The following is a 19,675-nucleotide window of genomic DNA, read 5'->3' as shown; positions in this document are numbered from 1 at the left end:
CGCGGATTTTCCCCCGCGTAATGACGCGCAACATTGCGCTTAAGTTCACACATTTACCTTGCCGTATTGAATCGAGCGATTGAATACTACGCCAGTCCATTCAGCGGCCAATAGGTTAGCCATGATCCAGTTAAAAAACTTAAGTAAATCTTATCGTGTCGACGGCAAAGACATCCCTGCCCTCAAGCGCATTGATCTCAATATTGAGGCTGGCGAAATTTTTGGGGTGATTGGTCACTCTGGCGCGGGTAAATCCACACTGATTCGTTTGATCAATTTACTCGAGCGCCCTAGCGGTGGCACCGTTTTGCTCGGCGATATCGACCTCACAACGCTTTCTACGGCAGAACTGCGTTTAGAGCGGCAAAAAATTGGCATGATTTTCCAGCATTTCAATTTGCTGTCGGCCAAAACCGTCGCCAATAATATTGCCTTTCCATTGCAAGTGGCGGGTCGGCTCAATAAAACCGAAATCCAACAGCGCGTAGCCCAATTGCTGGAGCTGGTTGGCTTAAGTGAGCACGCCGACAAATATCCAGCTCAACTCTCTGGAGGTCAAAAACAACGCGTCGGTATTGCCCGTGCTCTGGCTAATAATCCTAAATTATTACTGTGTGACGAAGCCACCAGCGCACTTGATCCGCAAACCACGCAATCGGTGTTGCAGCTGTTATTAGAAATCAATCAAAAGCTCAAGCTAACGATTGTTTTAATCACCCATGAAATGGATGTGATTCGCACCGTTTGCGATCGTGTGGCGGTGATTGATGGTGGTGAAACTGTCGAAATGGGGCCGGTAACCCAAGTCTTTTTGCACCCTAAACACCCAACCACACGCCGCTTTGTATTTGAAAGCGAACACGTAGACGAAAACAAACAATTTGAAGACTTTGCCCATGTGCCCGGCAAGATCGTTAGACTGACTTTCATTGGTGAATCAACGTATAAATCGCTACTGGGCGATATGGCGCGCGATTTTGGCATTGATTTTTCAATTTTGGCGGGTCGCATCGAGCGCATCAAAGGCACTGCATGTGGCCAACTGACCCTGGCGTTTACCGGCGCTGACAGCGGTATTGCCGCCGCCTTAGCGCGCTTTACTGCCGAAGGCATTGATTTTGAGGAGTTACGTGCATGCTAAATGAATTGATGAGCAATATCGATTGGAGCGAAATTGGCTACGCCACGCTCGATACTTTAGCTATGCTCGGCGGCTCGCTGCTGTTTACGCTCATTTTGGGCTTGCCACTGGGCGTATTACTCTTTTTAACCGCTAAACGCCAATTATTAGAGCAGCCTTATGTCTACGGCGTGCTGTCTTTTTTGGTCAATATTCTGCGCTCAGTGCCGTTTGTGATCTTACTGATCATTATGATCCCCTTCACCGTACTACTGACTGGCACATCACTCGGTGTTGCCGGTGCCATTCCGCCTTTGGTCGTTGGCGCAACGCCATTTTTTGCGCGCTTGGTCGAAACCGCTTTACGTGAAGTGGATCGCGGCATTATTGAAGCTACACAAGCCATGGGCGCTAATACGCGGCAAATCGTGTTTAAAGCCTTATTGCCTGAAGCGATGCCCGGCATGATGGCCGCCGTCACCGTCACCGCGATTACTTTAGTGTCGTATGCGGCGATGTCGGGTGTCATTGGCGGGGGTGGCTTAGGTGACTTGGCGATTCGTTTTGGTTATCAGCGCTTTCAAACCGATGTGATGGTGGTGACTGTGGTGTTGCTACTGGTCTTGGTGCAAGTATTGCAAATGATCGGCGATCGCCTAGTGATTCATTTTAGTCGCAAATAAGCTGCGCTTGAATTAGTAAAGAACAAACCGTTCTATAAAGTTCATCGCAAATAACTTACAATGATTTTCATCTTGTGCCGCAGCGGAAAACCCTGATCCCACGGCACAACTAAACACTGCACAATCTACCTGTAAGTTTAATTATTTTGCTTGGATGCTAAAGATGAAAAAAACACTCACTGCTATTGCCCTTGCTACGCTGGCTTTTTCTGCGCACGCTGCTGACAAACTCTCGATTGGTGCGACTGCAGTACCGCACGCTGAAATTCTCGAGTTTGTTAAACCAACGCTCGCCAAACAAGGCGTTGACTTAGAAATTAAAGTCTTCACTGATTACGTACAGCCGAATGTACAAGTGGCCGAGAAACGCCTTGATGGTAATTTCTTTCAACATCAGCCGTACTTGAATGAATTTAACAAAGGCAAAGGCACTAATCTGGTGAGTGTGGTCGGTGAACACATTGAGCCATTTGGCGCTTACTCAAGCAAAGTTAAAAAATTAGCTGATCTAAAAAATGGCGCGACCATTGCCATTCCAAATGATGCTACCAACGGCGGCCGGGCTTTACTCTTGCTCGACAAAGCTGGCGTGATCAAGCTCAAAGACAATAAAAACATTTTGGCGACCAGCAAAGACATCGTGCAAAACCCGAAAAAACTGAAAATTCGCGAGTTAGAAGCTGCCACCTTGCCACGTATTTTGGGTCAAGTGGACGTAGCTTTGATCAACACCAACTACGCACTTGAAGCCAAATTGAATCCACTCAAAGACGCTTTGATTATCGAAGGCAACGACTCACCGTATGTCAATATCTTGGTGGCGCGTCCAGACAATAAAGACAGTGCGGCAATGAAAAAACTCGGCGCGGCTTTGCATAGCCCAGAAACCAAGAAATTTATTTTAGAAAAATACCAAGGCGCAGTGATTCCAGCGTTTTAATTGGCCCTAAGCCATTGAACTAGATCCCAATGGCGGTATTGTTTAAAATAAACCACAAAGAGGTAAAGCCACGCTTTACCTCTTTTTCCATTGTTAAAACCAAAGGCTTACTGTGATATCGCAACCTTATGCTGCGTAAACATCCGTATTTCGCGCTATGGGCCTTGTTGGCCGGCCTCATTGTGCTCGATTTTGTTGGCGTGCAATTTGGCCAAATCGCCGATCAACGTGTTGGCGACGTGTTACAACGCCAATTGGCAACACAACGCCCTGCGCATGCAGATATTGTCGTCGTCAATATCGATCAAAAAAGTCTGGAAGAGCTCGCCGCCGATGCCGGTCGCTGGCCTTGGCCACGCTCGATTCATGCCGAACTGATTGATTACATCGCCGCACAAAAACCGCAAGCCATCGTTTTCGATTTATTGTTTAACGAGCGCGATGTGTTTCGTCCAGAACATGATGAAGCCTTACGCACTGCCGCCCAACAAGCAAACAAGGTTTATTTTCCCTATCTCACTTTAAGTGATGGCGAAGCGACGCCGATCAAAGATCTACCAACGCAACTGGGTATATTGCCACAAGCCATATTTGATAAAGACGCCAAGGCAATACTGCTACTACCTTGGGTCCTTAACCCCGAGCAATGGCAAGGTGGCACCATTAATTTTAATGCCGATAGCGATGGCATTGGCCGTTACTATTCGATTGATCAAAACATCGCCGGCTGGCAAATCCCATCACTCCCTGCGCGCTTGGCGCGAGATTTTAATTGGCCAATACCACAAACTGAGCGCATGCGAATTCATTGGCAAACGCAGCGCCAGCATATCTCGTATTCCGATCTTTATCAGGCCGCCAATCGCGAGCATTCAAACCGCTCGATGAATGAATTTACCGACAAAATCGTCATCATCGGCACTGCGGCACCGGGCCTACAAGACTTACGCCCAACCACGATGGGGCCGCTCTATCCTGGCGTGGATATTTTGGCGACGGCCATCGACAACCTAAAATACCAAGATTGGTTGATCGAATCGCCACGCGCGCCGTATGGCTTACTTGCCCTATTGCTTTGCGGCCTACTCGCTTGGGGATTTACTCGCGGCATCCATACCCTGCGCTTAGCGCTCGCTCTGAGCGTAAGCAGCGGTTTAACGCTCGGCTTGATGTGGTTGGGATTGACTCACAATTATTATTTGCCGCTGATCTCATCTTTATTGTGGGCTTGGGCTTATTTTTGGCTGGCGGCGCTGATCGCGTATTGGGCGGAAAAAAACTCGCGTGAACATGCCGTGGCGCTGTTTTCTCGATTTTTGGACGCGCGCGTCGTCAAGCAACTGATTGCCAGTGGCGATATCGATTTAAGCCAAGTGGCTCAATCAAGAGAAATCACCGTGTTGTTTTCCGATATTCGCGGCTTTACTTCGCTATCCGAAAAACACGATCCAGCGGCGGTGGTGCAATTACTCAATCAATACTTTACCTTGCAAGTGGACATCATTTTTAAGCATGGTGGCACGCTGGATAAATTTATTGGTGACGCCATCATGGCCTTTTGGGGCGCGCCGGCCAACGATGCAGAGCATGCTCAGCACGCCGTGGCCGCGGCGATCGAAATGTCGGCGGCGCTGGACGCGTTTAAACAACAATTAAGCGATATTGAACATTTTGAGATTGGCATTGGCCTACACACCGGCCCCGCCGTGGTTGGCCTGATTGGCTCGGCATCGCGCTTGGATTACACGGCGATTGGCGATACAGTGAATCTAGCATCTCGAATCGAAGGGCTCACCAAAGGCTGCGCGCGAATTTTAGTCTCAGATGCCACTCGCGCCGCATGTGACGCCAGCGCGGCCCCCTTTGAATTTATTGGCCACGGCCAGCATTCGGTCAAAGGCCGTGAGCAAAACGTTTTATTATTTGAACCCAAGGAGAAAGCACTTTGAAGCCTCTCGTTTGCGCCCTGCTCTTACTGATCGGCCACGCCGCTGTCGCCGATAGCGGTACCGTCATTCGCAATAGTGATTTACGCGAAAAACCTTTTTCCGACTCACGCAGCATCGCCACTTTAAGTAGCAATAGCAAAATTGAGATCCAAAAAAATCAAGGCGCGTGGATGCAAGTTAAAACCCCTCAAGGGCAAGTGGGCTGGATTAAACTGCTGAACGTTCGTACCCAATCAGGTACGCGCAATAATGGCCTATCCACCCTCGGCAATGTGATCAAAACCGGCTCGTCAGGACAAACCGTGACCACCGGCGTGAAAGGCCTGTCTGCCGAACAAATCCAAACCGCAGAACCGAATATGGCTGAAGTGAATAAAATGGAAAGCTATTCAAGCTCGAATGCAGAAGCCAGCCGACTCGCCAGACAAGCCCAGCTCAGCCCGAAAAAAGTAGCCCCGCTGAGCAATAGCAACACCAGCGTCAATACGCCAAATACCGGGAGACGTCCATGATCCGCCGCCTATGTCTTAGCCTGGTCGCCGCTGGCGCGCTCTGCGCCCCAGCACACGCATTTGATTTAAACGAGCTGAGTAAATACCTCACGCCAGAAAACATCGAATCGGCGACCAAAATCATCAATAACACGGTTGAAGCCAATCAAGTGGTCGGTCCGCGCCAAGAAGTCATCATGGGCCAAAATGTGATGGCCACCTTGCTCGGCGCCGCGCCTTTAGTCAAAGATGCCGCGCTGCAACGGTACGTCAATCAAGTCGGCACTTGGATTGCTGCGCAATCGGCGCAACCGCAGCTCAATTGGCATTTTGGCGTGATTGATAGCCCCAATATCAATGCCTTTGCTGCACCCGGCGGCTATGTCTTGATTACCCGGGGTTTGTTAAATCAATTACGCAGCGAAGCAGAACTGGCGGCGATTTTGGCGCATGAAATCAGTCATGTGATCAATAAAGACCAAATCGAAGCGATGAAAAGCACTAATCGCGGTGCGATTACCGAAGAACTCATCACCGCCGTACTCAATCACAAAGTCCAAGGCGAACGGCTAGATCTCGCCAAAAAAGCCACCAAAGCCGCCACCGAAGGGCTGTATATCAAAGGGCTATCCAAAGACACCGAATATGCGGCTGATCTCAACGGCATGCTGCTGGCCGCGCGCGCCGGCTACAACCCTTATGCCATGGTGAGCATGCTGCAAACCTTGGGTAATGTGAGCCCAGCGGATAGTGCGGTGGCGCTGTTTTTTAGCACTCATCCTAGCCCGCAAGATCGGATCGATCAGATCGACAGTAAGATCGGTGATCAACTCGAAGCTTACGCCAATGGCGTTGATAACACCGCTCGATTTAGCAAAATTTCTCGCTAAGTATCAAGGGTCTGTTAACGTTTGGTTTGCCGCGAAAATCGCTCCAGCGCGGCGGAAAACCAAGCGTCAACAGACCCTAGACGTTTGCTTTCCAGCATCTGTCTTTGCTTGGTAAAAATTGACGGCCGTGCATCGTGGCACGGCCGTATAATTACCCCCTGCCCTGAAGGCTTCACTCGGAGTTTGTATGTCTGCATTGATTAACGCTTGCACTACCCGCCGCGCCAACCTCGCCGCTCGTTTAGAACCCGGCATTGTCATCGTACCGAGCAGCCAAGAGATTCTTCGCAATGCCGACAGCCATTACCCATTTCGCTTTGGTTCGGGCTTTTACTATTTAACTGGCTTTACTGAGCCCGACGCGGTTTTGGTGCAAGTCATCAGTAAAGATCAAGTGCAAAATATCCTGTTCTGCCGCGCCAAAGACATTGAGCGCGAAATCTGGGATGGTTACCGCTTTGGCCCGGCCGCCGCTGCCGAGCAGTTCGGTTTTGATGCCGCCTACCCCATTGAAGAGCTCGATATGCGGATGGCAAAACTCATCCAAAATCAGCCGCGCATCTATTACCCACTGGCCAAAGAAATGCGCTGGGATCGCCGGATCAATCGCTGGTTGAGCGATGTGCGTGGCCTCGCGCGCACTGGTGTCAGCGCGCCGACAATGATGCTTGATGTGCGCGCAGCGCTGGATGAAATGCGCTTAATCAAAGATGAGTATGAAGTAGGTATCTTGCGCCAAGCAGCTAAAATAAACACTCAGGCGCATATACGTGCCATGCAATTTGCCAAGCCAGGGCAAATGGAATATCAAGTCGAAGCCGAAATCTTGCACGATTATTATCGCCAAGGCAGCCGCTCTCCGGCGTATAACAGCATCGTTGCCAGCGGCGCCAATAGTTGCGTGCTGCATTACGGCGAAAACAATGCGCGCATGAATGACGGCGATTTATTGCTGATCGACGCCGGTTGCGAAGTCGCCGGCTACGCCAGCGACATCACCCGCACTTTCCCAGTCAACGGAAAATTCAGCCCAGCACAACGCGCCGTGTACGAGATCACCCTTGCCGCGCAAGAAGCCGCCTTGGCGAGCATTTACGCTGGCAGCACTTGGAATGCACCGCACGACGCCGCCACCCGCGTGTTGGCGCAAGGCATGCTCGACTTGAATTTGCTCAAGGGCTCGCTCGATGAAGTCCTCGAAACAGAAAGCTATAAGCAATTTTATATGCACCGCACTGGCCACTGGATGGGCTTGGACGTACACGATTGCGGCGCGTATAAAATCGATGGTGAATGGCGCAAACTAGCAGCGGGGATGGTGCTGACGGTTGAGCCGGGCTTTTATATTCGCCCCGCCGCCAATGTACCCAAAGAGTTCGAAAACATCGGCATTCGTATCGAAGACGATGTACTGGTGACTGCTGACGGTTATGAAAATCTCACCGCAGCCTGCCCAAAAACCATCGCCGACATTGAAGCGATCATGGCAAAATAAGCCACGCAGCCAGCCCAAGACCGCCGCGTTGGGTGGCGCGCTTGGGCAATCATCCATGCACTGCTTATTATTTATTGTTTTCTGTTGGCACTTTAAAACACCAGACCAAACCGCTTTAGGAATCTCATGCTGATCAGCAAACTTCCACCGCATGTTGACATTGTGATCGTTGGCGGCGGCCCAGTTGGTGCCTTACTCGCTCAGCGCCTTTACGCCAGCGGGCACGATGCGCTATTGGTTGAAGCCAAATCATCGATTGGCAATGATCCACGCGCCTTAGCGATTGCCTATGCCAGCCAACAATGCCTGGCCGCTAGCCAGCTGTGGGCCGACTCACTTGCCGCAACGCCGATTACCCAAGTGCACGTTTCACAAGCAGGGACTTTAGGCCGTACCGTGCTCAATGCCGCTGAGCTGAACTTGCCGATGCTCGGCAGCGTGGTGAAATACCAAAATCTGGCGCAATTCGCGCTCGATCAACTCAGCACCGGTCCCGCTCGTTTGGCGCTCGCCAGCAAAGTCACCCACATTCAGCGCTTAGCGCGCTTTGCACAACTGACTTTAGCCACCCCCAGCGGCGAGCAAAAAATATCCTGCCGCTTGGTGATCTTGGCCGATGGCGGGCAGTTACTTAATCAACTGCCGGAAATTCGCCAAACGATTAAATCTTACGAGCAGCATGCGGTGCTTGCCACGCTAACGCCCAAGCAGCCGCATAAGGGTATTGCCTTTGAGCGCTTTGCCGATGATGGCCCGCTGGCATTACTCCCCACCGGTAATGACTACACCTTGGTGTGGACGCAAACACCGGAACAAGCGGCTGCGCGTTTAACGCTATCTGATGCCGATTTTATTGCCGAAGTCGAACAACGCTTTGCCGACCGTGTCGCTGGATTTGCTGCGGTGACCGGCCGCGCTAGCTGGCCGCTGGCATTAAAAACCGTCAATTCGGTGGTCGGCCAGCGCGTGGTGCTGATTGGCAATGCCGCGCAAACGCTGCATCCGGTTGCTGGGCAAGGCTTAAATTTAGGTTTACGTGATGCCACCACGCTTGCCGATGTATTGGCCGCCACACCAGCGCGAGCACTGGGCGAAGCGGCCAGTTTGGCGCGCTACGCCAAATTGCGCTCGCGCGATGCGGGTCTGGTGACTGTCGTCACCGATCAATTAATTACGCTATTTGATTCTTCATCATTGCCGCTCAAACATGCCCGCAGCTTGGGCTTATTGGCCATGGACCAATGCGCTTGGCTGCGCCGAGGCTTTGCCGAGCGCATGGTATACGGCGCGCGCTAAGCAAAAATCCACCGCGCAAACGGTACCGCGCTTCACTTCAACGTAAAACAAGCCGACGCAGAGGCGCAGAGACGCAGAGACGCAGAGCAAACCATCAGCAAATCACAGCTTTAATCACCGTATTTGCTACCGGTTTAAGCTCTGAATTTGCCTTTCTCTGCGCCTCTGCGTCTCTGCGTCAAAGCGTTTTTCTAAGTGAGCAGCATGACAGCCCAAACGGTAGATTTTTTGGTTACAGCGTCAGACTGATTCAACCTCAGTCGCACCATGACAAGCACAAGCGCCCTGCGCCGCTACGCTGGTTGACGAAGCGTCAAACACCAAGGTTTGCCCCGCCGCAATCGCCGCTCGCGCTTGCTGCGTCGCCAGCAGCATATTATTTAATGCGGCCTCAGTCTCTGGCCAGCCGCGCGTTTTTAGCCCGCAGTCGGGGTTAATCCATAAGCGTTCCGCTGGCACCACTTCTAGCGCTTTGGCAATTAAACGCAACATTTCATTGACTGACGCCACGCGTGGGCTGTGAATATCGTACACCCCCGGGCCGATTTCATTCGGATACTGAAAGCTGCCAAACGCCTCGAGTAGCTTCATATCTGAGCGGCTGGTTTCGATGGTAATCACATCGGCATCCATCGCCGCGATCTCCGGCAAAATATCGTTAAATTCCGAATAGCACATATGGGTGTGAATTTGCGTGGCATTGCCCACGCCGGATGCCGACACGCGAAACGCTTGTCCAGCCCAAGCCAAATAACTCGCCCATTGGGATTTTTTCAGCGGCAAACCTTCGCGAAACGCTGGCTCGTCAATTTGGATCATCCCAATGCCAGCGGCCTCAAGGTCTTGCACCTCATCGCGAATCGCCAAGGCAATTTGTTGGCAAGTTAAGGCGCGCGGCTGATCATCGCGCACAAACGACCATTGCAAAATCGTCACCGGCCCGGTCAACATGCCCTTCATCGGCTTGTCAGTCAGGCTTTGCGCGTAAGTCGACCACGCCACGGTCATTGCTTGCGGCCGGCTCACATCGCCAAACAAAATCGGCGGTTTCACGCAGCGGCTACCGTAGCTTTGCACCCACGCCAATTGCGTAAAGGCAAAGCCGGCCAATTGTTCGCCAAAATATTCAACCATATCATTGCGCTCGGCCTCGCCATGCACCAAAACATCAATGCCCAGCGCGTCTTGCTTTTGCACTGCCAAAGCGATTTCGGCCTGCATCGCCAATTCATAATCGGCAGCGCTTAACTTGCCTTGTTTAAACGCAGCGCGAGCAGCACGAATCTGGCTGGTTTGTGGGAAAGAACCAATGGTGGTCGTTGGCAACAGTGGTAAATGAAAACGCTGTTGCTGCGCGGTTTGGCGCTCAGCAAATGGCGCGTGGCGTTGATCAAATTGCGGCGGTAAATTGGCCAAACGCTCAGCAACCGCCGGATTATGAATCCGCGTCGAGGCGCGGCGCGCCGCTTGTGAAAACGCATTCAGCGCCAAAACATCAGCCACATCGCTGCCGTTAATGGCTTTTTTAAGTACGCTCAGTTCAGCCAATTTTTGCTTGGCGAACGCTAGCCACGATTTTAATTCGGCATCAAGTTGCGTTTCTTGCGCTAAATCGACGGGGCTATGCAATAAAGAGCACGATGGTGCCAACCAGAGGTATCCGCCTAGCGCCTTTGCTGGCTCAGCAATAGCGGCCAATACCTTGTTTAAATCGCTAGCCCAAATATTACGGCCATCAATCACCCCCAAAGACAGCACTTTATTTTTGGGCCAAATCGCCGTAAACGCCGCCAATTGCGCCGGTGCACGCACCAAATCCAAATGCACCCCAGCCACCGGTAAATCCGCCAATAATTGCGCATGCGACTCAACCGAATCGAAATACGTCGCCAATAAAATTTGCGTGCCTTTGCCAGCCAGCTCTTGATACGTTGGCGCAAATGCCGCCTGCCATTCTAACGGCAGCTCTAAAGCTAAAATCGGCTCATCCAGTTGCAATAAGCGCACGCCTTTGGCCGATAGCTTTTCAATAATGGCGGTATAGCGCGCTAGCACTTTAGGCAAAAGGTCTAGCTTGTTATACCCGTCTTTCGCTTTGGCTAACCACAAAAAGGTCAACGGGCCGGGCAACACCGCTTTCACTGCGTGGCCTTGGGTTTGCGCGTCTTCAATTTCATGAAAAAACCATTCAACACCGCCATCAAACGTACTCTCGCTTGACAGCTCAGGCACCAAATAATGGTAATTGGTATCAAAATACTTAGTCATTTCCAGCGCTGGCTGCTCGGCATTGCCGCGAGCCAAGGCAAAATACTGGCTTAAACTCAGGCGTTTAGGATCAAAACCAAAGCGCTCTGGCAAGCAGCCCAATAAAGCGGCGGTATTTAAAATCTGATCGTACCAAGCAAAATCCCCCACGCTGACCCAATCGAGATCGGCTTCGCTTTGCCAAGCCCAGTGGCGACGACGCAAGGTCTGGCCGACTTTGACTAATTCGGCTTCAGAGATTTCGTCGCGCCAGAATTTTTCTAAGGCAAATTTCAATTCGCGCTCGGCCCCAATACGCGGAAATCCTAAAATATGCGCTTTAGCAGTATGAGTCGTAGTCATCACAAACACCTCTTTCTATGAATAGTATTTGCATCATACGACGCAGCTAGTTATGATTACAGTTCATTATTTTCACACCAGCCATGAGAATTACTAATGCAGTCACTCCTCGAATTGCGTCACCTGAAAACCATTCTTGCAATTCAAGACAGCGGCAGCTTAACGCGCGCTGCTGAACGGCTGCATTTAACCCAATCGGCTTTATCGCACCAAGTGCGATTACTCGAAGACCATTACGGCCTGCCGCTGTTTGCGCGTAAATCAACGCCACTTAAACTCACAGCCGCCGGTGAAAAGCTGGCTTTATTAGCACAAACGGTGTTGCCAACCATTGCTAGCACCGAGCGCGATATTGCGCGTTTACGCGAAGGCCAAGCTGGGCAATTACGCATCGCGGTCGAATGCCACACCTGTTTTGATTGGTTAATGCCAGCGATGGACCAATTTCGCCAACATTGGCCTGAGGTCGAGCTCGATATCGTCTCGGGTTTTCATGCCGATCCGGTACAGCTGTTATTTGAAGATCGCGCCGATTTGGCGATTGTGTCGGAAGTCGAGTCCCACGCCGATTTAAGCCATTTACCGCTCTTTAGCTACGATATGGTTGCGCTACTGGCGAGCGATCATGCGCTGGCGAATAAGCCGTATTTAGACGCCGAAGATTTTGCCAATGAAACGCTGATTACTTATCCCGTGCCCGATGAAATGCTCGATTTATTGCGCAAGGTACTCAAACCAGCCGGTATCAACCCCAAGCGCCGCCCTACTGAGCTCACCGTGGCAATGCTGCAATTGGTCGCTAGCCGCCGAGGGATTGCGGCATTACCGCGCTGGAGCGTGCAGCATTATTTAGAGCGCGGTTATGTCGTAGCCAAACCGATTACCCAGCAAGGGCTGACGTCAGAGCTGTATGCCGCCATGCCCAGCGAGCGCAGTCATAGCGTGTATTTAGCCGATTTTGTAGAGATTATGCGTAACGTGAGTGTGCAAACCTTGCCCGGCGTGAGTCTGCTTTAAGGTGCGACAAGCTGCGGAAGTACACCGAGTTAAATCTGCCGTAGGGCGACAATGAGCGCAGCGAATTGCGCCGAATTAGCCGTAAATAAACATCGCAACTCACGCATTGATTCAGTGGGTTGAGAGGCGGCAGCCGAACCAAAGCAAATGCTCAATGATAATGGGTAGGTACGATTAGCGTAGCGTAATCGTACGCATGCCATTCCTCCGATTACGCTGCGCTAATCGGAGCTACGATGCTCACGCATCGATTCAGTGGGTTGAGAGGCGGCAGCCGAACCAAAGAAAATGCTCAATGATAATGGGTAGGTACGATTAGCGTAGCGTAATCGTACGCATGCCATTCCTCCGATTACGCTGCGCTAATCGGAGCTACAATGCTGCATATTATTCAGCGGTTGCAATAAAAGGTGGCGATCCATATAAAAACGCTCAGAAGGAGTCTTGCGATAAATGCAATCAAAAATAAAATGGTGGGCTTTTTTTGCGGTGACGTTGACAATTGTATTCGGTGCTTGGCTTGCAATTAAACCAAGCAAAGAATATGAGTTATTAATCGCAATTCAATCAAAAAATAAAGTTGCAGCAAAAAAAATGCTCCTTAGTGGTGATATTGATATGAATGCTAAGTTGGGCGGGGATAAGCGTACATTTTTGCACGCAGCAGTAGAACAGCATGACTTTGAAACATTAAAACTATTGCTGAAATTAGGGGCTGTGGTTGACGCAACAAATTCGCATAATGAGACACCACTATATATCGCGGCATACCAACAAGATACAAATATGGTTTCATTGCTTTTGAATAATAGAGCAAACCCTAATTTTGCAGATTCAGAGTATGGCTATTATCCTTTGTTTTTTACTGTAAAAAATAAAAATACAGCAGCATCTTCCATCTTATTACGGCACGGGGCATCCCCATGCATACAAACTAAGAGTGGTCTTACGGCATATAGTCAAGCGGTTCAAAAAAATTTAAATGAGCTTGTTGCTGAAATGCCTGCTTGTAAATAAACACGGTAAATTGAATTTGTATGGCGCTGCGCCTGCGCATCTCGTATGTTGGGGTGTTGCAGTTATGGCTGACGGCCAACGTTGACCGCGATTGTTGGGCTACGCAAGCTCAGCACCAACCTACAAAAACCTTCTGTTCTGGGCTGACAACAACCTGTCCCCCAGTCTAACCCAGTCGTTTCAACCGAGCATTAACCCTAGTTTGCTGGTGGATAAATCGAGTCAGATTTTGCACAAACTCGCTTAGCAAACCCAACGTCAACAAACCCTAAGCAATCTCAAGCAATAACTGCCAATCATCCGCTGGATTAAGCTGCTGCCATACTTGCGGCGTATCGCTGGCTAAAGCCAATAAAACATTGGGTTTCACCTCCCAAACTTGCAAATACCACCGATGTGCATCCGGGCTATGGCAAGTCCATTGGCCTTGCTCGAGCAATAAGACAAAGCGCGCTAAACCGCCCACAAGGCCCAGCCCCAAAGCTTTGAGCAAAGCTTCTTTGGCCACCCACAGCGTATAAAAAGCGCGCAACTGCGCTGCATCTTTCAATGCGGCCAGCCACGCGGTTTCGCGTGGGTCGAAATATTGCTCGGCAATCGCCAAGCATTGCCGACGGGCGCGTATGGTTTCTAAATCGACGCCAACCCGCCCCTGCCCCAAGGCCGCCGCGCAAAAATTTTGCCCATGACTCCAAGACAATCCGCCCGAAAATGGCCAATCGACTGCCACAGGGCGGCCTTTATCGTCTTGGCTTAGCGCCAATTGGCGGTGATTTTTGTGCAATAACTGCTGGGCTAAAGCGCGGGCGGCCAAAAATTGGCCACGGCGGGCCTGATTTTGTATTTGCGATAAACGCGCCAATTGCCGCGCGTTCAGTTGATCAATGGTGCTCGAAAAATCAGCCTCTGGATCGATAGACTGAAATTGAAAATATGAACTTAACACAGCTTAAATCCCAAACTTAAACGCGGCCCCGCCATAAAACCAAGCGGGCTATAAAAGCGCAACCGACGACACCAAATCGGCACAAACCTCTGGCGTACTTGCATTGCTTTGTCATACAACGACGACGTATTGGCAAACAAGATTGACGCAAGAAATACATTCAATCATCAAGCAAAAAGCGGATTTGCCAGCAGCTTGATTGCTGGCAAATCCGCTTTAATACCAGCAATTGATATTTATTTAAGTTTAAATTGCACTCGAGATAATGAGCCCTGATCGGCCGCCAAATCGCTTTGCGTGGCATTGATTTTGGCCTGAGCGATAAATAATCGCGCATTATCCACCCCTGCCGCTTGTAATGCCGTTTTAACCTGCTGCGCACGGCGCATGGCCAAAGCTTGCAATTGCTCATTGCTAATCAGCGTATGGGCCAAAATGAGTTTTTCCATTTCAGCCGGAGGCAGTGATTTATTTAAACCGAGTACATTGGTCGGTTTATCGAATTTTTCATTTTTATACACTTGTGTGAGCAGCGCATCGCGCTCAGCAGCGCTAATCACTAGATCGGTATCTGAATCGATCGATTCGGATTTTTCACCCAATTGAGCGGCTTTGATCTTCAGCATTTTTTTATTTAAATCTTGCAGCCGCAAACCGGCAGTATCACTCTCTAGGCTCGCCCAACCGACAATATCTAGATTCAAACTTGGCCTGTCGATTAGGGCTTGCGACAAATTACCAATCACCACCTGCGCCTGATCATTCAATTGTGCGCTACCCGAAGCAAAATCAATGTGCGACAAACGCGGGCCATCACTAAAAGCATCAGATAATGCATCAAAAGGTGAGGTCACCACTTTTTCCAGCACATTCACCAGCGCCTGCCAGATAATGCTGCCCAAGCTAAACTGCGGATCATTGAGTGAACCTTGAATCGGCAAGTTTAAATTAATTTGTCCTTTGCGATTAGTCAGTAAAGACAAAACAAATTTAACTGGCAATTTAGTCGCCGTCGCGCTTTCAACGGCTGGCCCTAAAGTCAATTGATCTAAAAATATTTTATTACTGGCAGTTAATTTCTGATTTTCAATCAAATACGACACATCCATCGACATCTTGCCTTTTTCGATGCCATATCCGGCGTACTTAATGGCAAAAGCCGATGCATTGGTTAATTCATAACCTTTAACGCCACCTTTTAAATCAATAAATAATGTTTTAGACAGCGGATTTAAACTACCTTGAATCTCAACCGGTGCCACATAATCCATACTACCGCGTAAATTTAATGTGGCTCTATCGTTTTCATTACTGGATAAACCACCAATCACGCCGCCCATTTCGGTTAAATTAGCGGAAAAATTCGGTTTAATAAATAAATCGGTATATTGAATCTGCCCGTTTTTGAGCGTGACTTTATTAATCTTAATCGGAACACCCAAACCGCTACTTTCGGCTAAGGTTTTCTCGGCCTCGACGGGCGCGCTGGCGGTCGCCGAGCTGCGCTCAGTTGGGCGCTCAGTTGTGACTGAGACTTGCCCGGCATCTTTTACCATCACATCTTGTAGATTTAAGCGACCATCAGCCGATAAAATTAAGCGCGAATAAAAATCACTTAAAGCGATTTCATTGATATCAATATTCAGCGGTGATAACTGCGCTTTGATGCCGCCAATATAAAAGCTTTTCCATTTTAAAAAGTCGCTACCGGTTATTTTATCCAAGGCATAGACATTATTTGCACTCAAATTACCGGTATAGGATGCCGATAGTTTGGGCTCTAAAGCCAAACGTAAATTACCTTTGGCGTTTAAAAATCCACGCGCTAAAGAAATATTAACGTATTGATTAAAATACGGCTGGCCATACGCAGCATCAAAATTGGCTAAATCTAAATCTAAATTCGCTGAAAACGGCTGTGGTACCCATGAACCTGCCACTTTGATTTTGGCGCTACGCCCACCTTGGCCCTGCAAACTCATGGTGGCGCGTGAATTGGGGCGACTATCTACATTATTTAAATTTAATGCGATATTTTTCCAAATCAGGGGTTTACTATTGGTAATCCGTTGATCATTATATTCAACCTTCCAATCTTGCCATTGCCCAGATTGCAATAAAAAAGACCACTCAGGATGTTGTTTTGCTGGCGCTGGTTTTTTATCCTTGGACTGAGCAAACAATTGCGCGAGGTTAATTTCGCCATCTTTTTGTTGTTCAATATTTAAATTACCATTTTTGCTCAGTAGATTGCCCACTTGAATGGCTTTACTTGCTGAGTCGATACTCGCCTCAGTCAATTGCAATTGCTCGATACTTAAAGCTGGTTTTTTGGCTTTCGCGGCAGTTAAAGTAAAGCGCTCAATATCCAGCTGCAGATTTTTTAATGCATATTGCATGGGCTCTGCATGCAACTGAAGTTCGGTGGCAAAACCGACCGTCGCCGCTAATTGCGCAGGGAATTGGGATTGATAATAGCCGGCATAATCGGCAATCTGAATTTGCGAAGCGTTGATTTTTCCCGATAATTGCAGCGGCGAAGCCTGCACGGCTAATTCTGCGGCCAAGCTGGCTGCTTGCGGTGTTTTTGCACTCAATTGTACGGGGAATGATGCTGGATTTTGATTGGAATAGTTTTTAATATTTAAATGAATCGATTCCAATGCCGTACTGACCGCAGGGCTGACCGCTTGATCGTGCCAATGGAGCTGGCTATCGCTTATATTGAGCTCTGCAACTTCAAATAAGGGCGATTTTTTTTTGTCTTGTTCCGGTACTGATTTTGCATCGGCCGTTTCTTGATGCATCAAATTTTGCCAATTCAACAAGCCAGCTGGATTGCGCGATAATCGCACATCTAATCCACGCACATCAATCACACCAAAGCGATATTGTTCAGCCAGCGGTTTTAAATTTTTAAGCTCAACGCTGAGCTGATCAAGCGCAATAAAATCCTGACCATTTTGCGTTAATACCGTTGGATTGAGTTGTAGCTGACCATTAAATAATAAATCGGCTCGATCTTTTTGCTGCCGAAAAACCATTTCAACATCGGCGCTCATTGAGGCTTTGGGCACCAAAATCCCTTGGGGCAAAGGAATATAGGCTAAAAATGGCGTGAGATCTTGCTGCTTAATCTTAATTTTAAGTACAGTATCTAGACTATCTTCAAACGGTTTACTTTCCCCCATTAACTCAAACGGATGACCATTAAAACGCGCCGATAAATGCGGCTGAATATATTCATTAATTCGTTGTGGTAGTGTGGATAAAAATGGTAATGAAAAATTAAGTTGGTCGAGTGTTTGATTTACGCCAACCACACGATCGTCTAAACGTAAATCACCATCAATAATGCGGATATTATTCAGCGAGAATCGCGGCAGCGGCTCATCAGTTTTAGTCGTTTTGGATTTTTTGGGGATTAAATCAGAGAAATTATAGCGATCGGCACTCAGGCGAATCAAACTGACTTTCGGTGCTTCTAGCGTAATATCGCGAATCACTGGCGCCATTCGCCAGATTGAGCGCCATTCCGCATTGATTTGTAATGATTTAAAACTCACAAATGGACCATATTGATCACGGATTGCCACATCAGCTAAATTAAACTGCAATGAATAAGGATTAATTGTCAATTCACCAATTTTAACTTGCCGGTGTAATATTTGACTGGCATGATTTTCTAACCATGGCCGAAGCAAAGGCGGCATTGCCCAATGACCTAATGCGCCAAGTAATAAAATACTCGCGAGTAGATAAATGGGGAGGCGAAGCCAGCGGCTGTACTGAAAAAATGATTTAGGCATATTGGATTTAAATGTGATCATCACAAAGAATTAGCGAATATTTTGCTTGTAAATAAGGCCCTAGGTCGCGCATCATTCGTTCACCTATACTGGCTGAAAAGAGTTTCATTGAAAATGAATATTAGCAGTAAAATATAAGTGATTTGAGTGATTTCACCAACAGGATATCAGCAGTGTTTTCGTTTTTTCGTAAAAAAGATCAAGATGGCAATGAGGTTTTAACGCAGACCGCACCGATTACGGTGACGGCAAGCCATGAAGGCACTGCAAGCCATCGCCCTTTGGGTCCGGAAACCATCATCCCTTTCGCGGCCGAGACCACTGAACCGCAACACGACGTTCAGCAATACGATTTATCACTATTAAAAATCGAAGTTCAATCCAATCACGATAGTTTGTCCGCCGCTGAAGAGCAGGCGGCCATGCTACACGCAAACAACCAACTTGCCGCAGCGATCCATATTTTAGAGGCCGATCGCCCTGAATTTATCAATCAGTGCCGACTAGAACCTTGGTTAATGCTGTTTGAGCTGTATCAGCAACAAGCTCAGCGCGAAGCTTTTGATGCTTTAGCGCTTGAGTTTGTGATGACTTTTGAAAAAACCCCGCCAATTTGGCGTCAGCATAGCCAGCATCAGCCTCAGCTGGCGAGCACTTCCGCATATTATGCTTTCCCTGCCAAATTAGGCATCGAAACCATAGAGAAAGAAGCCAAGCAATTTTTGGCGCTGCGTAAAAAAAATCCAAATATTCGTGTTGATTTTAGTAAGGTGCAAAAAATCGATGCGCTGGGCGCGGCTGAATTAGTCGCGGTTTTACCACGGCGCAACAAAGAGCAAGGTCAGTTGCAATTGATTGGCGCACAAAATTTAATCACGCTGATTAGTAATAAAATTGAAGTGGGTCGACGTATTCCTGCCGAAGCCCCATTCTGGCTGCTGTTGATCGAAATACATCAGATTTTAGGTCAGCAAGAAGCATTTGAAAATTTAGCCGTTGATTATGCAATTACCTATGAGGTGTCTCCGCCGTCTTGGGACATTGCCCAAGCGCCAAAAGACAGCCAACAAATTGCGCTCGATGAAGCCAAGGCCCGCGCTGAAGTCGCCAATGAAGCCAATCAAGAAGCGCAACTCATCGGCATCATTACCGCCGAGCATCCGCAGTTGATCCAAAAAATTGCACATTTAGTCAGCGATCAAGGCATAACAACGCTGGATTTTTCGCGGATTGATCGAATTGATTTTGAATCTGCTGGGCACATTCTTAATTTAGCGATGACCTGGTTACAGCAAGGTAAGCAAATTCAAATCATCAATATTAATGAATTGGTGCTGGGCTTACTACGGGTGATGGGCATTGCCGACATGCTACAAATGGAAAGACGCAAATAATCCCAAGTTGGCTTGCTT

Annotated in this window: 14 protein-coding genes; 11 read left to right on the top strand and 3 right to left on the bottom strand. The window is 48.8% G+C overall.

The features are described from left to right. Positions 1–121 precede the first annotated feature (121 nt). From LG219_RS04490 to LG219_RS04455, 8 genes are all read left to right on the top strand, one after another. On the top strand, positions 122–1,141 hold the full coding sequence (locus LG219_RS04490; protein ID WP_226763346.1) for a methionine ABC transporter ATP-binding protein: 1,020 nt from the start codon (positions 122–124) through the stop codon (positions 1,139–1,141). Next, positions 1,135–1,803: a methionine ABC transporter permease gene (locus tag LG219_RS04485; protein WP_226763345.1), complete on the top strand. Its 669-nt coding sequence runs from the start codon at positions 1,135–1,137 to the stop codon at positions 1,801–1,803. The genes LG219_RS04490 and LG219_RS04485 overlap by 7 nt, the downstream gene beginning before the upstream one ends. A gap of 163 nt (positions 1,804–1,966) precedes the next feature. Then, the gene (locus tag LG219_RS04480; protein ID WP_226763344.1) at positions 1,967–2,743 is read left to right on the top strand and encodes a MetQ/NlpA family ABC transporter substrate-binding protein; all 777 of its coding nucleotides are present in this window, start codon (positions 1,967–1,969) and stop codon (positions 2,741–2,743) included. Between the two features lie 128 nt (positions 2,744–2,871). Next, a complete protein-coding gene (locus LG219_RS04475) occupies positions 2,872–4,692 on the top strand; it encodes an adenylate/guanylate cyclase domain-containing protein (RefSeq protein WP_226763343.1) in 1,821 nt (606 codons plus the stop codon). Next, the gene (locus tag LG219_RS04470) at positions 4,689–5,204 is read left to right on the top strand and encodes an SH3 domain-containing protein (protein WP_226763342.1); all 516 of its coding nucleotides are present in this window, start codon (positions 4,689–4,691) and stop codon (positions 5,202–5,204) included. The genes LG219_RS04475 and LG219_RS04470 overlap by 4 nt, the downstream gene beginning before the upstream one ends. Next, on the top strand, positions 5,201–6,073 hold the full coding sequence (locus LG219_RS04465; RefSeq protein WP_226763341.1) for a M48 family metalloprotease: 873 nt from the start codon (positions 5,201–5,203) through the stop codon (positions 6,071–6,073). Before LG219_RS04470 ends, LG219_RS04465 begins: the two co-directional genes overlap by 4 nt. A gap of 187 nt (positions 6,074–6,260) precedes the next feature. Then, the gene (gene pepP / locus LG219_RS04460; protein ID WP_226763340.1) at positions 6,261–7,568 is read left to right on the top strand and encodes a Xaa-Pro aminopeptidase; all 1,308 of its coding nucleotides are present in this window, start codon (positions 6,261–6,263) and stop codon (positions 7,566–7,568) included. Between the two features lie 126 nt (positions 7,569–7,694). Continuing rightward, positions 7,695–8,864 (top strand): FAD-dependent monooxygenase, encoded by a 1,170-nt coding sequence (locus tag LG219_RS04455; RefSeq protein ID WP_226763339.1) that lies wholly within the window; start codon positions 7,695–7,697, stop codon positions 8,862–8,864. Between the two features lie 240 nt (positions 8,865–9,104). Here the strand turns inward: LG219_RS04455 and metE are convergent, their stop codons facing one another. Next, complete coding sequence (gene metE, locus LG219_RS04450; protein ID WP_226763338.1) at positions 9,105–11,474, bottom strand: 5-methyltetrahydropteroyltriglutamate--homocysteine S-methyltransferase; 2,370 nt, start codon at positions 11,472–11,474, stop codon at positions 9,105–9,107. A gap of 96 nt (positions 11,475–11,570) precedes the next feature. Between metE and LG219_RS04445 the strand changes: the two genes are divergently transcribed. Together LG219_RS04445 and LG219_RS04440 are read left to right on the top strand one after the other, a co-directional pair. After that, positions 11,571–12,491: a LysR family transcriptional regulator gene (locus LG219_RS04445; RefSeq protein ID WP_226763337.1), complete on the top strand. Its 921-nt coding sequence runs from the start codon at positions 11,571–11,573 to the stop codon at positions 12,489–12,491. A 453-nt stretch (positions 12,492–12,944) separates the two neighbouring features. Then, positions 12,945–13,508, top strand: a complete 564-nt coding sequence (locus LG219_RS04440; protein WP_226763336.1) for an ankyrin repeat domain-containing protein — start codon at positions 12,945–12,947, stop codon at positions 13,506–13,508. 268 nt (positions 13,509–13,776) lie between these two features. Here the strand turns inward: LG219_RS04440 and LG219_RS15505 are convergent, their stop codons facing one another. Then, positions 13,777–14,454: a 4'-phosphopantetheinyl transferase family protein gene (locus LG219_RS15505; RefSeq protein ID WP_226763335.1), complete on the bottom strand. Its 678-nt coding sequence runs from the start codon at positions 14,452–14,454 to the stop codon at positions 13,777–13,779. A 236-nt stretch (positions 14,455–14,690) separates the two neighbouring features. Beyond that, complete coding sequence (locus LG219_RS04430) at positions 14,691–18,263, bottom strand: DUF748 domain-containing protein (RefSeq protein WP_226763334.1); 3,573 nt, start codon at positions 18,261–18,263, stop codon at positions 14,691–14,693. Between the two features lie 173 nt (positions 18,264–18,436). On the opposite strand from LG219_RS04430, the gene LG219_RS04425 reads away from it, so the two are divergent. Beyond that, positions 18,437–19,657 (top strand): STAS domain-containing protein, encoded by a 1,221-nt coding sequence (locus LG219_RS04425; RefSeq protein ID WP_226763333.1) that lies wholly within the window; start codon positions 18,437–18,439, stop codon positions 19,655–19,657. Positions 19,658–19,675 lie beyond the last annotated feature (18 nt).

The sequence above is a fragment of the Deefgea salmonis genome, assembly GCF_020531905.1.
Lineage (GTDB): Bacteria > Pseudomonadota > Gammaproteobacteria > Burkholderiales > Chitinibacteraceae > Deefgea > Deefgea salmonis.
This window is presented reverse-complemented; position numbering and strand designations above follow the sequence as displayed.